This is a genomic window from Streptosporangium sp. NPDC053982, from assembly GCF_055585205.1.
In genome coordinates this window covers 162,383-177,688 of the sequence record NZ_JBVJKQ010000018.1, presented here as the reverse complement: position 1 = coordinate 177,688, position 15,306 = coordinate 162,383, and the positions used below count along the sequence as shown (strand labels likewise).

12 protein-coding genes are annotated in these 15,306 nt (G+C 74.7%); 1 reads left to right on the top strand and 11 read right to left on the bottom strand.

The window, feature by feature from the left end:
* Nucleotides 1–28: 28 nt before the first annotated feature.
* From ACZ6W9_RS30630 to ACZ6W9_RS30620, 3 genes are all read right to left on the bottom strand, one after another.
* Complete coding sequence (locus ACZ6W9_RS30630; protein ID WP_389960711.1) at nt 29–1,666, bottom strand: ABC-F family ATP-binding cassette domain-containing protein; 1,638 nt, start codon at nt 1,664–1,666, stop codon at nt 29–31.
* A 285-nt stretch (nt 1,667–1,951) separates the two neighbouring features.
* Complete coding sequence (locus ACZ6W9_RS30625) at nt 1,952–3,535, bottom strand: Na+/H+ antiporter (protein WP_470120835.1); 1,584 nt, start codon at nt 3,533–3,535, stop codon at nt 1,952–1,954.
* A 41-nt stretch (nt 3,536–3,576) separates the two neighbouring features.
* Nucleotides 3,577–4,977 (bottom strand): hypothetical protein, encoded by a 1,401-nt coding sequence (locus tag ACZ6W9_RS30620; RefSeq protein ID WP_389960707.1) that lies wholly within the window; start codon nt 4,975–4,977, stop codon nt 3,577–3,579.
* A 308-nt stretch (nt 4,978–5,285) separates the two neighbouring features.
* Here ACZ6W9_RS30620 and ACZ6W9_RS30615 point away from each other — a divergent pair, with 308 nt between their 5' ends.
* The gene (locus ACZ6W9_RS30615) at nt 5,286–7,409 is read left to right on the top strand and encodes an ATP-dependent DNA helicase (protein WP_470120833.1); all 2,124 of its coding nucleotides are present in this window, start codon (nt 5,286–5,288) and stop codon (nt 7,407–7,409) included.
* 136 nt (nt 7,410–7,545) lie between these two features.
* Here the strand turns inward: ACZ6W9_RS30615 and ACZ6W9_RS30610 are convergent, their stop codons facing one another.
* The 8 genes from ACZ6W9_RS30610 to bar form a co-directional block, all read right to left on the bottom strand.
* Complete coding sequence (locus tag ACZ6W9_RS30610; RefSeq protein WP_389960703.1) at nt 7,546–8,304, bottom strand: SGNH/GDSL hydrolase family protein; 759 nt, start codon at nt 8,302–8,304, stop codon at nt 7,546–7,548.
* Complete coding sequence (gene aroQ / locus ACZ6W9_RS30605; protein ID WP_389960701.1) at nt 8,304–8,744, bottom strand: type II 3-dehydroquinate dehydratase; 441 nt, start codon at nt 8,742–8,744, stop codon at nt 8,304–8,306. The genes ACZ6W9_RS30610 and aroQ overlap by 1 nt, the downstream gene beginning before the upstream one ends.
* Before the next feature lie 8 nt (nt 8,745–8,752).
* Complete coding sequence (aroB, locus tag ACZ6W9_RS30600; RefSeq protein ID WP_470120831.1) at nt 8,753–9,829, bottom strand: 3-dehydroquinate synthase; 1,077 nt, start codon at nt 9,827–9,829, stop codon at nt 8,753–8,755.
* Complete coding sequence (locus tag ACZ6W9_RS30595) at nt 9,826–10,329, bottom strand: shikimate kinase (protein ID WP_362929591.1); 504 nt, start codon at nt 10,327–10,329, stop codon at nt 9,826–9,828. The genes aroB and ACZ6W9_RS30595 overlap by 4 nt, the downstream gene beginning before the upstream one ends.
* A gap of 136 nt (nt 10,330–10,465) precedes the next feature.
* Nucleotides 10,466–11,644 carry a chorismate synthase gene (aroC, locus tag ACZ6W9_RS30590; protein ID WP_362929593.1) on the bottom strand — a complete coding sequence of 393 codons (1,179 nt, stop codon included), beginning with the start codon at nt 11,642–11,644 and terminating at the stop codon, nt 10,466–10,468.
* A gap of 279 nt (nt 11,645–11,923) precedes the next feature.
* Entirely contained in the window at nt 11,924–12,802 is an 879-nt protein-coding gene (locus ACZ6W9_RS30585; RefSeq protein WP_470120828.1) for a prepilin peptidase, read from the bottom strand.
* 185 nt (nt 12,803–12,987) lie between these two features.
* Nucleotides 12,988–13,623, bottom strand: a complete 636-nt coding sequence (locus ACZ6W9_RS30580; RefSeq protein WP_389960694.1) for an SseB family protein — start codon at nt 13,621–13,623, stop codon at nt 12,988–12,990.
* 238 nt (nt 13,624–13,861) lie between these two features.
* The gene (bar, locus tag ACZ6W9_RS30575; RefSeq protein WP_389960692.1) at nt 13,862–14,953 is read right to left on the bottom strand and encodes a barbiturase; all 1,092 of its coding nucleotides are present in this window, start codon (nt 14,951–14,953) and stop codon (nt 13,862–13,864) included.
* Between the last annotated feature and the right edge of the window lie 353 nt (nt 14,954–15,306).

Genomic DNA, 15,306 nt, shown 5'->3' with positions numbered 1-15,306 from the left:
CCGGAGGCCCGGGGCCGGGGGCGCGCCGTCAGGCGTCCTGCGGAGCCCCCTCCTCCAGCAGGCGGCCTTCGGCGAGCCGCAGCCGGCGGTTCACCCCGATCTCGGCGAGGAACCGCTCGTCGTGACTGACCACCACGAACGCCCCCCGGTACGCCTGAAGCGCGCTCTCCAGCCGGCCGACGCTCACCAGGTCCAGGTTGTTGGTGGGCTCGTCCAGCAGCAGCAGCTGGGGCGCCGGCTCGGCGTACAGGACGCAGGCCAGCGTGGCGCGCAGCCGCTCGCCGCCGGAGAGCGCCCCGACCGCGAGGTGGGCGCGGGGGCCGCGGAACAGGAAGCGGGCCAGCAGGTTCATCCGTTCGGCCTGCGGCATCGCGGGCGCGAACGCCGCGAGGTTCTCCGCCACGGTGCGGTCGAGGTCGAGCAGGTCCAGCCGCTGGGACAGGTAGGCGACGCGGCCCGCGGCCCGCGTGACCCGGCCGCCCTCCGGCTCCACGTCGCCGCCGAGCACGCGGAGCAGGGTGGTCTTGCCGGCTCCGTTGGGCCCGGTCAGCGCGATGCGTTCGGGGCCCCGGACGGTCAGGTCGATCCCCTGCCCGGCGAAGATCGGCCGGTCGCCGCGGCGGACCCGCACGTGCTCGCCGTGGAAGACCGTGCGCCCGGCCGGCACCTCGGTCCCCGGCAGGTCCAGCGCGATCCGCTGGTCGTCGCGCAGGGCCCGGCTCGCCTCGTCGAGGCGTGTCCTGGCGTCCTCGACCCGCGTGGCGTGCGCCTGCCCCGCCCGGCCCGCCGACTCCTGCGCGCCGCGCTTCATGTTCCCGGCGAAGATGCGCGGCAGGCCGGCGTTCTTCAGGTTGCGGGCGGCGTTGCCCGCCCGGCGTTCGGCCCGCTCACGGGCCTGCTGCATCTCCCGCTTCTCCCGCTTCAGCTCCTGCTCGGCGCTGCGGACGGTCCGCTCGGCGGCCTCCCGCTCCGCGCGCACCGCCTCCTCGTACGCGGTGAAGTTCCCCCCGTAGGAGCGCAGTTCCCCCCGGTCGAGCTCGGCGATGCGGTCCATCCGGTCGAGCAGCGCCCGGTCGTGGCTGACCAGCAGCAGGCAGCCGGTCCAGTCGTCGAGCACGCCGTGCAGCCTGCGGCGGGCGTCGAGGTCGAGGTTGTTGGTCGGCTCGTCGAGCAGGAGCACGTCGGGCCGTCGCAGCAGCTGTGCGGCGAGTCCCAGGGAGACGGCCTGACCGCCGCTGAGCGTGCGCAGGCGGCGGCCGAAGTCGAGGCCGGCGAGACCGAGCCGGTCGAGCTGGGCGCGGGTGCGCTCCTCGACGTCCCAGTCGTCGCCGATCACGGTGAAGTGCTCCTCGGCGGCGTCGCCGGACTCGATGGCGTCCAGGGCCGCGATCACCGGGGCGATCCCGAGGACCTCGGCCACGGTCAGGTCGCCGGACAGGGGGAGGCTCTGCGGCAGATAGCCGAGCACGCCCCCGACGGTGACGCCGCCGCCGGTCGGCCGGTACTCGCCGGCGATGAGTTTGAGCAGGGTGGTCTTCCCGGCGCCGTTGGGGGCCACCAGGCCGGTACGGCCGGGGCCCGCGGTGAAGGACAGCCCCCGGAAGACCGGGGTGCCGTCGGGCCAGGAGAAGGACAGGTCGGAGCAGACGACGGAAGCGTCGGACATGAGAGATGACCTCGTACGGAAGCGGGCGCGTCAGCGGACGCCCGGCGGACGGCAGGGATCGATGAGACGACGACATGGCCCCGGCGGCGGCGGATGTCACACGCCTGCCGCGGGCCGGCCACTTCCGGTGTCACCCGGAGATGTCGAGGTCCCCTGCCATTCCCGGTCTCCTCATCGATCGCGATCACGGGTCCCGTCCACGATAGCACCCGCGTACGGAAGCCGTCCGGGCTCCGGAGCCGTGCGGCCTCGTACGGCACGCCGGCGGCCTCCGGGAACGGGCCCCTACTCGCGCTCCAGGTTGGCCTCCTCGAAGTCGAGTTCCCTGATGACCCGGTGCAGCACCTCGTCGTCGAGGCGGCCCTCGTCGCGGAGCCGTACGAGCACGTCGCGTTCGACCGCCAGCATCTCCCGGCGCAGCCGCCGGTAGAGCCCGCTGGGCGTCTCCTCGCCCTCCTGGCCGGTCCCGCCGCCGAGCCGCTCCCAGGCGGCGAGCGGCTGGTGCTCGGTCCGCTTCCTGAGCAGCCGCACCACGTGCTCGCCGGACTCGGGGACCCCCTCTCCGACCAGCTCCTCCAGCCGGGCGAGCGAGGCGGTGGCGGCCTGCTGCTTGGCTCCGGCCTCGGCGAGGTTGTCGGCGAAGATCTCCTGCTCGTTGGAGACCCGCAGCCGGCTGATGAGCGCCGGGAACGACAGGCCCTGGATCAGCAGCGTGCCGATCACCACCGTGAACGTGAGGAAGAGGATGGTGGGCCGGCCGGGGAAGTCCTCGGGCAGGGCGAAGGCCGCGGCGAGCGAGACCACCCCGCGCATGCCGGCCCAGCTCACGATGAGCGTCGCCGGCCAGGACGGCGGCTTCGGCTCGTTCCGCCGGATCCGGGCCGACAGCCTCCTCGGCAGGTGGAGGCCGGGTACGACCCACACGGCCCTGGCCAGCACCGTCGCCACGAAGACGGCCAGCGCCATCCCGGCGAGCCTCAACGGGTCCTCCCCGCCCAGCGCGCTCATGATCGGCCACAGCTGCAGGCCGATCAGCATGAACACGATGGTCTCCAGGAAGAACCCCATGACCCGCCACACCGCGCCGGACAGCAGCCGGGTGCCGAAGCCCGCCGAGGGCATCCTGTGCCCGATGGACAACCCGACGATCACCACGGCGACCACCCCGGAGGTGTGGGCGACCTCGGCCGCCAGGTAGACCCCGAACGGGATGAGCAGCATGACGGTGTTCTCGGTGAGCGGGTCGCGCAGCAGCCGCAGCAGCCGGTTCAGCAGCCAGGAGAGCGCGACGCCGATCACCACGCCGCCCACCGCGGCGTACAGGAACCTGCCCACCGCCTCCGGCCAGGTGATCCCGGCGCCCAGCGCGGCGGAGACGGCCACCCGGTAGACGGTGAGCGCGGTGGCGTCGTTGAACAGGCTCTCCCCCACCAGGATGGAGACGATCTTGCGGGGCAGCCCGAGCCTGCGGGCCACCGCGACCGCGGCGACCGCGTCGGGCGGCGCCACGATCGCGCCCAGCGCGAAGGCCGCCGCCACCGGAAGCTCGGGCAGCAGCAGGTGGGTCACCCAGCCGACGACCAGGGTGGTGAACAGCACCAGCCCGACCGACAGCAGCCCGATCGGCCTGCGGACGGCCTTGAGCCTGGTGTAGGAGCTGTCGATCGCGGCGGAGTAGAGCAGCGGGGGCAGGAACACCAGCAGGATCAGCTCGGGATCCAGCTGGTAGCCGGGCACCAGCGGCGAGAGCACCAGCCCGGCCAGCACCAGCAGCAGCGGCGCGGACCACTCGCGCCGCCTGGCGACGGCGGCCACCGCGATGGCGATGACCGGAACGAGCAGCAGCTGGAGTACGGACTCCTGACTCATGGCTCCCCCGAGCGCGGTGATCCCGAATGTCCTTCCCGGGATCACCAGTCGTGACGGTCGTCCCGCTCGTCGCGGCGGTGCTCCTCGTACCCCTGGTCGGGGCGGAGCCGCTCACCGGTGGAGTGCGGCGGGTCCGGGACGTACGGGCGCGACATCCGCGGATCCTGCCGGCCGTGCAGGCCCAGCGGGTCGGGGTCGGGCTGCCGGCCGCGCAGGCCGAGCGGGTCGGACGGGTCCACCCCCTGCTGGTATCCGGCGGGCGGCGAGCCGTACAGGTCGCGCAGGTCGGCGGGGTGGCCGGCCGTACCCGGCTGCGGGGCGCCCGGGACGCCGCCGGCGTACGGGTCGGACTGCGGCGCGGGGTGGCCGTAGGGGTCGGACAGCTCGGGCGGGCCGGCCTCGTAGGCCGGCTGCCGCTGCTGCGCCTGCTGTGCCTGCTGCGCCGCGAAGCCGAACGGGTCGGTGGAGTGCTGCCCCTGGGACGCCGCGTCCGGGGAGGCGTAGTGGTCGGAATGCCCGGAACGGGATGGGTACCGCTCGTCGTGCGGGGCGTACTCGTCGTGCGGGGCGTGGGAGCCGGGCCGCCGGCGGGGCGCTGGGGAGTCGTACGGGCCGGGCTGCGTGGACGGCCCGCCGTAGAGGTCGGGCTCGGGCGCCGCGCCGTACGCGTCGGATCCGGCGGGCGGGACGGCGAAGGGGTCCGGCTGCCGGGGCTCGTAGCGGTCGCCGCCGGGCAACTGGTAGGCGGGGTCGCCGGAGGCCGGGCCCAGCGGGTCGGCGGGATACCCGCCGTACGACAGCGAGTCGCCCACGATCATGTTCTCCCGGGGTACCGCGTCGCCGGAGCCGTACTCGTAGTCGGCGGCGCGGGCCGCGGGACGGTCCGGCGGCGCCGGCACGGCTCCGCGGGCCACCAGCACGTCGTTGGGTCCGTGGGCGGGCACCGGGCGCTCGTCCGGCGGCTCGGGCTGGGCGGCGGCGTCGGGGTACCGCCGATCCGGGTCGGGATACGGCCGGTCGGGGTCGGGGTACGGGTGCGGCTGGGCGTACTCCTCGGGGCGGGGACGGGCGTACTGCCCCGTGCCCGGCAGCTCGCCGGCCGCCGGGAACTCTCCGGAGACGGGGAAGCCCCCGGGATCGCCGTGCCCGGCGGGCGTGGCCGGGACCTCCTGGCCGGTCCGGGCCGCCGGGGGCGCGGCCTGCCGCTGGTCGTCCACCTCGTCGGGGTACTGGCCCCCGGCCTGGATGAACCCCTCGTCGAGGGCGTCCACCAGGCGGCCGACGTCGTTCAGCGGCATGCGGAAACTGGCGGTGCACATCTCTCCGCGCCACAGGCTCAGGACCAGCGTGCCTTCGTGCCAGGTGACCCGTAGAACCCGCTCCTGGCCACGCTCGTCAAAGAACACCTCGCCGAATGACGGCAACGGGACAACTTCCGACATGGAGGACATCGTGCTTCAACCAGCCTTTATTCGTCCACTCGACCCCGGGAAACTCTACCGAACCGGTCCTTCCGTCCCCATCTTTCGCCCCGGTGACACCGAAACGGACGATCTCCTTTCGACCGAGGACGTTCCGGCGGCCGGGTGCCGGTGCCAGTCTGCCACGCGACATGGGACATGGCTTCCGGAATGCCGGGACGGGCCCGCGCGCTCCCCGCCCGGAGCGGCGGCGGCCGTCGCGAGGCTCGCCGCCCGGAACCGCCCGGAGCGGCGGCGATCGTCGTGGGGACCGAGTACGGTTGGCTGTCGTGCCGACCGACTCCATCGCCCACGCCGAAGCCGACGACGACTCCTCGCAGGAGCTCCTGCCGCCCGTCGAGGAGTTGCTGAGCACCGCCGTCAAGGCGGTCGGAGGGGTCGAGCGGCCCGGCCAGCTCACGATGGCGCGGGCCGTCCAGCGGGCCATCGACAAGGGTGAGCACCTGGCCGTCCAGGCCGGCACCGGCACCGGCAAGTCCCTCGCCTACCTGATCCCCTCGGTCCGGCACGCGATGACCTCCGACGGCGCCGTGGTGGTCTCCACCGCCACCATCGCGCTCCAGCGCCAGCTCGTCGACCGCGACCTGCCCCGGCTGGCCGACGCGCTCGCCCCGCACCTGCCGCACGAGCCCGCGTTCGCGATCCTCAAGGGCCGCCGCAACTACCTGTGCCGGTACAAGGCCACCGCGGGGTGGCCCGAGGACGAGCAGGACCAGCTCTTCGACCCGCGTGAGGTGAGCGCGACCGGGCGGATGGTCCAGCGCATCCAGGAGTGGGCCGAGGAGACCGAGACCGGCGACCGCGACGAGCTGGTGCCCGGCGTCAACGAGCAGGCCTGGCGGCAGTTCTCGGTGAGCGCCAGGGAGTGCCTGGGCGCCACCCGCTGCCCCAGCGGGGCCGAGTGCTTCGCCGAGCTGGCCCGCGCCCGCGCCGGGGAGTCCGACATCGTCGTCACCAACCACGCGCTGCTGGCGATCGACGCGATGGAGGACTTCCCGCTGCTGCCCGAGCACGAGGTGGTCGTGGTGGACGAGGCCCACGAGCTGGTCGACAGGGTCACCTCCGTGGTCAGCGGCGAGCTGTCGGAGACGATGGTCACGGCTGCCGTGCGGCGGGTGGGGCGGCTGATCGACCAGCCGACCTCCGACCGCCTCATGGAGGCGGGCGAGGACCTCAAGGCCCTGCTGGCCGCCGCGCCGCCCGGCCGGCTCGACGAGCTGCCCCAGGTGCTCGGTATGACCCTCGCCCTGGTCCGCGACGCGGCATGGGCGTGCATCACCTCCCTGGGCCCGCGCCAGGGCGGCGACAAGGACGACCCCGAGGGCGCGGGGCTGCGCAAGGCGGCCTTCACCGCCCTGGACGAGGTCCACGACACCGCCCAGCGGATGCTCGACGCCTTCGGCCACGCCGAGGAGATCGACCGGGCCGAGGTCGTCTGGCTGGACGCCGGCACCGACCGCCGCCCGCCCATGCTGCGGATCGCCCCGCTGACCGTGGCGGGGATGCTGCGCGACAAGCTCTTCGGCGACCGTACGGTGATCCTGACCTCCGCGACGCTCGCGCTGGGCGGCGCGTTCGACGGCCTGGCCCGCCAGTGGGGCCTGGGCACCGGCGACCGCTCCAAGGACGACGCCGAGGGCGACTCCGGGGAGGGCGCCGGCGGGGCGGACAAGATCGCCGGGAAAGCCGCCGGGAAGCCGGACAAGAAGGGCGGGAAGCGTGCGAAGGGCTGGACCGGCCTCGACGTCGGCTCGCCGTTCGACCACCCGCGCAGCGGCATCCTCTACGTCGCCAGGCACCTGCCCCAGCCGGGCCGCGACGGCCTGCCCGAGGCGTACCTGGAGGAGATCACCGAGCTGATCGAGGCGGCCGGCGGCCGGACCCTCGGCCTGTTCTCCTCGATGCGCGCCGCCAAGGCCGCCACCGAGGCCCTGCGCGACCGGCTGAGCGTGCCGCTGCTGTGCCAGGGCGACGACTCCACCATGCTGCTGGTCAAGCAGTTCGCCGAGGACGAGCCGACCTGCCTGTTCGGCACCCTGTCGCTGTGGCAGGGGGTGGACGTGCCGGGGCCGTCGCTGCGGCTGGTCATCATCGACCGCATCCCGTTCCCCCGGCCGGACGACCCGCTGACCTCCGCCCGCCAGCGCCACGTGGCGGCCAAGGGCGGCAACGGCTTCATGGCGGTCGCCGCCACCCACGCCGCCCTGCTGCTCGCGCAGGGGGCGGGCCGCCTGCTGCGCAGCCAGCACGACAAGGGCGTGGTCGCGGTCCTCGACCCCCGGCTGGCCACCGCCCGCTACGCCGGCTTCCTGCGTGACTCCCTGCCGCCGTTCTGGCCCACCAACGACCCGGAGAAGGTCCGCCAGGCGCTGCGACGGCTCGCGGCCCCCTGACGACCCGCCCCCGGCCCCGAGTACGGCGAGCGCTGACGGCCCGTGCTCAGCCCCGGGTACGGCGGGCGCCGCGCCCCGGTCCCGTCACGGTCCCGCGCCGGGCCGTACCGGCGGGCGGCCCCTCAGCCGCGGAGGATCAGCGGAACGGCTCCAGACCGGGGCGCTTGGGGTCGAGTCCGTCGCCGGATGAACGCCCGCGGATCCGGCGGACCACCCACGGGCCGAAGTGCTCGCGCAGCCACTGGACGTCCTCGCGGCGCTTGGCCGCCGGATCGACGCGGCCGAGCGGCGGCCAGGTCTTCCGCCAGTCGTCGTCGCAGTCGATCCCGAGCACCTCGCACACCTTGGCGGCCACCATCCGGTGGCCCTCCTCGTTCATGTGCAGGCGGTCCGCGCTCCAGGCACGCCAGTCGCGCAGCCCCTGCATCGACCACTGGTCCACCAGGTGGCAGCCGTGCAGGTCGGCGATGGACCGGAGGTGCATGAAGAAGATCGCGAAGGTGCCGCGGGCGCGGCGCATGATCGGGGTGTCGCGCGGGTCCACGCCGGTGAACAGCAGGACCTCGGCGCCGGTGGCCCGCAGCTCGCGCACCGCCCCCGCGACCTTCTTGGCCATCCGGTCGGGGTCGCTGCCCGGCCGCAGCAGGTCGTTGCCTCCGGCGCAGAAGCTGACCAGGTCGGGGCACATCTCGATCGCCCGGGGCAGCTGCTCGGCGATGATCTGGTCGATGAGCTTGCCGCGGACGGCCAGGTTGGCGTAGCGGAACTCCGGGTCGAGCACGGCGAGCCGCTCGGCCACCCGGTCGGCCCAGCCGCGGAAGGCCCCGCCGGTCCCGGGGTCGTTCATGCCCTCGGTGAAGCTGTCGCCGACGGCGACGAAGGAACGGTAGCCCATCACGCCTCCTCGGTGATCTCGGCGACGGCCCGCAGCGCGAGCACGTAGGACCGCAGGCCGAAGCCCGCGACGGTTCCGGTGGCCACCGCCGCGACGACCGAGTTGTGGCGGAACTCCTCCCGCGCGGCCGGGTTGGAGATGTGCACCTCGACGAGGGGCGCGGTGCGCTGGGCGATGGCGTCGCGCAACGCGTAGGAGTAGTGGGTGAACGCCGCCGGGTTCAGCACCACCGGGGTCCGCGAGTCGGCCGCCTCATGCAGCCAGCCCACCAGCTCGGCCTCGTCGTCGGTCTGCCGGACCTCCACCGACAGGCCCAGCTCCCGGCCGGCCTCCCGGCAGAGCTCCACCAGGTCCTCGAAGGTCTCCGCGCCGTAGACGTCGGGCTCTCTCGTGCCGAGCCGCGCCAGGTTGGGGCCGTTGAACACGTAGACGGATCTCATGAGGTCGCTCACCGGGAGATCTCGTGGTAGGCGGCCTCGAGCAGCTCCTCGGGCGGATCCTCCAGCGGGGACACCTCAGCCAGGTCGTCCAGGACGACGAAACGCAGCCTGGCGCCGCGGTTCTTCTTGTCCAGCCGCATGTGGTCGCGCAGCTCCGGCCAGGCATCCCGGCGGTAGGTCGTGGGCAGTCCGACCGACGTCAGGATCGAGCGGGTCCGTTCCACGATCGCCGTGCCGATCCGGCCGTCCAGCCGGGACAGCTCGGCGGCGTAGACCATGCCGACGGCCACGGCCTCGCCGTGGCGCATCCGGTAGTCCTCGACCCGCTCGATGGCGTGGGCGAGGGTGTGGCCGTAGTTGAGGATCTCCCGCAGGCCGCTCTCGCGCAGGTCGGCGCCGACGACGTCGGCCTTGACCCGCACCTTGCGCTCGATCAGCTCGCGGGTGTGCCGCCCCTCCGGACGCCGGGCCCCCTCGGGGTCGTCCTCGACGAGCGCCAGGATCTCCGGGTCGGCGATGAAGCCGCCCTTGATGACCTCGGCGAGGCCCGCGACGTAGTCGTCACGGGGCACCGAGGCCAGCGTGGTGAGGTCGCACAGGACGCCGGCCGGCGGGTGGAAGGAGCCGACGAGGTTCTTGCCCTCGGGGGTGTTGATCCCGGTCTTGCCGCCGACCGCCGCGTCGACCATGCCGAGCAGGGTGGTCGGCACCTGCACGACCTTGACGCCGCGCAGCCACGTCGCGGCGGCGAACCCCGCGAGGTCGGTGGTCGCTCCCCCGCCGACGCCGACCACGGCGTCGGACCGGGTCATGCCGTGCCGGCCGAACTCCGACCACAGGGCGGCGGCCGTCTCGGCCGTCTTGGCCCGCTCGCCGTCGGGCACCGGCAGTGCGACGACCTCGTACCCGGCCGACTCCAGGGCGTCGCGGACCGGGCTCGCGATCTCCGGCAGGCCCACGGGGTGGACCACCGCGACGGTGCGGACCCCCGCGCCGAGCAGGCCGCTCAGCTCGCCGAGCACGCCGGCGCCGATGACGACGTCGTACGGGGCCGCCCCGCCGACCCTGATCCTGGAGGCGGTCACGGCTCCAGTCCCTTCGCGATCTCGTCGGCCACCTCGGCCGGCTCGCGGTCGTCGGTGGCCACGACGACGCCTGCCAGGCCCTCGTAGACCGGGCGGCGCTCGTCCATGAGCTTCTTCAGCCGGCTGCGCGGGTTCAGCACGAGCAGCGGCCGCGCCGAGGCGAGGCCCACCCGCTGGACCGCCTGCGACAGGCCGACCTCCAGGTAGACCACCGGGTGGCCGGCCAGCAGCTCCCGCGTCTCCCCGGCCAGGACCGCGCCGCCGCCGAGGGCCAGCACGCCGTCGTGCTCAGCGAGGGCCCGCCGTACGGCCTCGGCCTCCAGCTCGCGGAAGCGCTCCTCGCCGTCCTCGACGAAGATGTCGCCGACGGGCTTGCCCGCCACGGCCTCGACGTCGGCGTCGGTGTCGCGGAAGGCGACGCCGAGCCGCCCTGCGAGCAGCCTGCCGACGGTCGACTTGCCCGCTCCCGGGGGGCCGATCAGAACTGCGCGGGGACTCACCGTGCCTCCTTCTCCGTGGCCGTCTCCCTGCTCATCTCCATGGTCATCTCCACGGTCTCCCTTCGGGCCTTCCGCGTGGCCCCGTGAGCGGCCTCCGCGGCGCGGCGGGCCGTCCCGTGCGCGGCGGTCCGTCCGGTCACTTGATCACCAGCGAGGACAGGTAGCCGGCGAGGTTGCGGGCGACCTCCTCGACCGAGTCGCCGCCGAACTTCTCCAGCGCGGCGTCGGCCAGGACCAGCGCGACCATCGCCTCGGCGACGATCGCGGCGGCCGGCACGGCGCACACGTCGGACCGCTCGTGGTGGGCCTTGGCCGCCTCGCCGGTCAGCACGTCGATCGTGGCCAGCGCCCGGGGGACGGTGGAGATCGGCTTCATCGCCGCGCTGACCCGCAGCGGCTCGCCGTTGGTCATGCCGCCCTCGACGCCGCCGGCGCGGTTGGTGATCCGGCGGACCCCGCCGGAGGTGTTCTCGATCTCGTCGTGGGCCCGGGAGCCGGGGCGGCGGGCGGTCTCGAAGCCGTCGCCGAGGGCGACGCCCTTGATCGCCTGGATGCCCATCAGCGCGGCGGCGAGGCGGGCGTCGAGGCGGCGGTCCCAGTGGGTGTAGCTGCCCAGGCCCGGCGGCAGGCCGTAGGCGACGACCTCGACGACGCCGCCGAGGGTGTCGCCGTCCTTGTGGGCCCGGTCGATCTCGGCGACCATGGCGGCGCTGCCGGCCGGGTCGGCGCAGCGCACCGGGTCGGCGTCGACCCTCGCCAGGTCCTCCGGGCCGGGCAGGACGTCGGAGTCCGTGCCGGCCCCGCCGATCGACAGGACGTGGCTGACGATGTCGACGCCGAGGGCCTGCTTGAGGAACTTCTTCGCGACCTGGCCGAGGGCGACCCGGGCCGCGGTCTCGCGGGCGCTGGCGCGGTCGAGGACCGGGCGGGCGTCGTCGAAGCCGTACTTCTGCATGCCCGCCAGGTCGGCGTGACCGGGGCGCGGGCGCGAGCGCGGCGCGTTGCGGGCCTGGCCCTCCAGCACCGCCGGGTCCACCGGGTCGGCCGCCATGACCGTCTCCCACTTGGGCCACTCGGTGTTGCCCACGCGGACGGCGACGGGGCTGCCGAGTGTGCGGCCGTGCCGTACGCCGCCGGCGATCGTCACCACGTCCTGCTCGAACTTCATCCGGGCGCCGCGGCCGTAGCCGAGGCGGCGTCTGGCCAGCGCCTCGTCGATGTCGGCCGTGGTCACCTCGACCCCGGCGGGCAGGCCTTCGAGGATCGCGACGAGCTCGGGGCCGTGGGACTCTCCTGCGGTCAACCAGCGCAACATGACGACAAGTCTTCCATGTGCCGCCCACTGGAATGGCCGCAGCTCACCAGGTGAGACATCGGCCCCGTACAGCGGGCCGCGCCGTACGGACCTCCGCGCGTGGAACGTCCGGTTCCGGCACACGGCCGGCGATCCGGGCGGGGCCGCTCGCGGTCCGGCGGAGGAAGGTGCTCACCCACCGGCGGCTCCAGGCGCCGGGGCCGCCGGTGGGACCGGCCCGGCGTCTCCCGTCAGGTGGATCTCCCCCGGAGGGGCGGAGCGGCGAGGCCGCCGCGAACGTCAGAGGAGCGGCGCGGCGAGGATCGCCGCGAACGTGCCGAGGACCATGAACGGGCCGAACGGGATCTCGCTCCGGCGGCCCGCGCGGCGCGTGACCAGCAGGGCGACGCCGTAGACGCCTCCCGCCAGGAAGCCGAGGAACGTGCCGCCGACGAGGACGCCCCAGCCGAGCCAGCCGAGCGCGACGCCGAGGCCCGCGGCGAGCTTGACGTCGCCCAGCCCCATCCCCGCCGGGTTGACCAGGAAGAGCAGCAGGTAGAAGGCGGTCAGCGCGAGCCCGCCGAGCCCGGCTCGCAGCAGGTCGTCCCACCGGTCCCCGGCCGCGGCGGCCACCGTCAGCAGGGCGCCGGTGCCGAGGCCGGAGGCGAGCGTGAGCCGGTCGGGCAGCCGGCGGACGGCCGCGTCGACGAAGGCCAGCACGACGCAGACCCCGGCCAGCCAGCAGAGCGCGAGGAACTCGGCGGCCTGGGCGGCGGCCGGTGCGCCGCCGCTCCATGCGCCGCCGGTCCACAGGCCGGCGGTCCACGGGGGTCCCGGAGTGCCCGTACGGCCGGCGGGGCCGGCGGGGCCGGGCGTGACGGCCCGCCAGGCGAGCGCGGCGAGGACCAGCCCGGTGACGGCCTCCACGGTGAACGGCGGCGGCCCGGACCGGGCGGAGCACCTGCGGCACCGGCCGCCGAAGGCCGCACGCGGGCCGGGGTCGCACAGGCCGGGGTCGCACGGGCCGGGGTCGCACGGGCCGGGTGGCGAGGCGGCGCACCCGTGGCGATCACGCCGGGGAGGTTCCCCCTCGGGAACGGAGTGCCGTACGACCAGGACGCGCGACCACAGCCCGATCAGCGCTCCGGCGAGGGCCGCGGCGGCGGGGAGGAGGACCACCGCTCGACCATAGTCCGGACGAGCCGGCCACGCCCGCCGTACGCCGAGGTCGGGGCCGGGGGCAGGCCCGCCGTGTCCGCCAGGCGGTCGCGGCCCACCGCGCGCTGCGCCCGGTGCCCGGCCTGTGCGGCCCACCGGCCGGACGGTCGCACGCCGGAGTCCGGGGGCCCGGCGTGCGGCCGGGGTCAGGCGCGTCTGCGCCAGGGCAGGCCGAACCGCCCGCGCCCGGACGCCCCGGCGATCCGCACGGGTTCGCGGGCCTCGGACGACTCGGGCGCTTCGGAGGCCTCGGGGGCCTCGGGCGTATCGGGGGCGGAAGGGACGTCCGCCATCCGGGCCACGGTGACCTCCGGGCCCAGCCCGCCGACGTCGCCCGACGCGACCGCGGCGAGGGCCCGCAGAACCGCTCCCTCGACCACGAACGGCACGGGCCCCGCCACGTCGAGCACCACCGCGGCGGCCCCCTCGTGGACCGCGGCCTGGCAGACCAGCGGGGCGGTGGTCTGGATGGGCCGGGCGTCCGGGCGCCAGAGACGGAGCGGCTCGGCCCCGGTGAAGGCCGGCACGGCCTCCCGTCCGTCCTTGCCGACGAGCTTCGGCAGGGCCATCTCGCTCTCCTTCTCCTGGCGCAGCCCGTGCTCGCCGACCTCGGAGGAGGTCAGCAGGGCCACCACCGGGACGAGCAGCCGCGCGCCGGACAACGCCGTCACCACCGCGCCGGCGTCGGCGGCGCCGGACGCGAACGCGGCGAGCGCGGACGCCAGGGCGGCGTCGGCGGCGCCGTCGTCGTCGGGGACCAGGGGCTGCGGGATGCTCGGCACGAACCCGGAGCCTACCCGCGCCCCCGGCCGGCCAGGACGGCGGGCGGCACCGGCCACCCGGGCCTCCAGGGCCGCCCGCCTGGACCACCTGGGCCGCTTAGGCCGCTTGGGCCACCCGCCTGGGTCGCTTGGGCCGTCCGAACCGCCGGGCCTCCGGCCACCGGGCCATTGGACCTCCGGGTCACCCGGCCGTGACCGGGCGGCGCGCCGGATCCGGGCGACGCGGCCGTGACCGGAGCTATCCCAGGTCCGCGATGGCCGCCACCGGGCCGCCACCGCTCGGACCCTGGTGGACCGCGGCGACCGAGACGAAGACGGCAGGGTCGCCGGTGACGGAGGCTGCGACGCCTCCGACCGCCGCCTTGATCTGGCGGTGCCAGTGGACGTCGGAGTCGTCCAGCATGATGTTGCGGCGTCCCCGCACCCTGCCCGACGGGTCGGCCTCGCACTTCATGAACACGTTGACCAGCCTGCCGCCCAGGTCGGACGGATGCGGGCGCTCGGGCAGCTCGATGCCACTGGACCGGATGGCCGCCCAGATGCCGTCGGCGTCGAGGGCGTCCCTCATGACGGAGTGGCCGACGCGGTAGCGGCCGCCGATGCCGCGCACGTTGCCGACGACCACGATCTGCGCGCGGTCCAGCTCGACGCCGGAGGAGCAGGAGGCGACGGAGGAGTACAGCGACAGGTCGCGGTGGATCCGGTCGGCGGAGGGCATCTCGATCTCACCGAGGGCGACCGCCACGCCGAGCGCGGTGGTGGAGTTGGAGATGTCCATCGACGCGCCGGTGTCGTCGGTGACCACCTCCTTGCCGCGGGAACGGGCGTCCTCGATGGTGGCCAGGGTCAGCAGGGGGGTCTTGGTCTGCACGTAGTGGACGTCGGCCGGGTCGTCGATCCCGGCGGTCTTCATCGCCTCCCGCACGCCGGCGGCGACCTTCTCGATCATGGCCGGGCGGCCGATGTCCTCGGGGAGGATGACGTCGCTCATCGCGACGCCGACGCTGAGGCGTGGCTCGTCGCCCGGTTCGGCGTCGGCCGTGGTGGCGAAGACGGTGGCGTGCGGGCTGAGCACGCCGTCGGTTCCGCCGGACCACACCAGCGGCACGCTCTCGGGCGAGGGGTGGCCCTTGGCCGCCAGGACCTCGCGGAAGGCTCGGTCGGCCAGGATGCGGGTGTAGTCGTTCACCCCTCCGTTTCCCTCGGTCTTGCCGATCACCGCGAGCACCCGGTGGGCCTCGATCACCCCGTCGTCGATGAGCCGGGCCAGCCCGGAGGCGTCGGTGACGCTCTCGATGGCGACCTTCCGCACTTCGATGGGTTCCGGCATCCCTGCCGCCTTTCCGTCGGGTCGTGTCCGCGTCCGTGCCGCGACTTCCATGCTGCCCCCGGCGGCCCGGCCGCGGTGCGCGCCACGCGCGGCCGGGCGCGGCGGGGATCGCCCGGCCGGGGCCGGCGGGGGTTCGCCTCCGCCGGACCGTCCGCCCACACCGCGACGCTAACGGCCGGTACGGCCAGGCTCATGGGCACTCCTTGCCCAAGGCGGGACCGCTCTTCGACAGAACTCACCGAGGCTCACCGGGGTCGTCCGCGGGTCGGCCGGGTTCTCCGTCCCGGCCGCCCCTGCTCCACAAACACCCATATACCGGGTTAAACACCTCATATCAGGGCAAAACGGGTAAT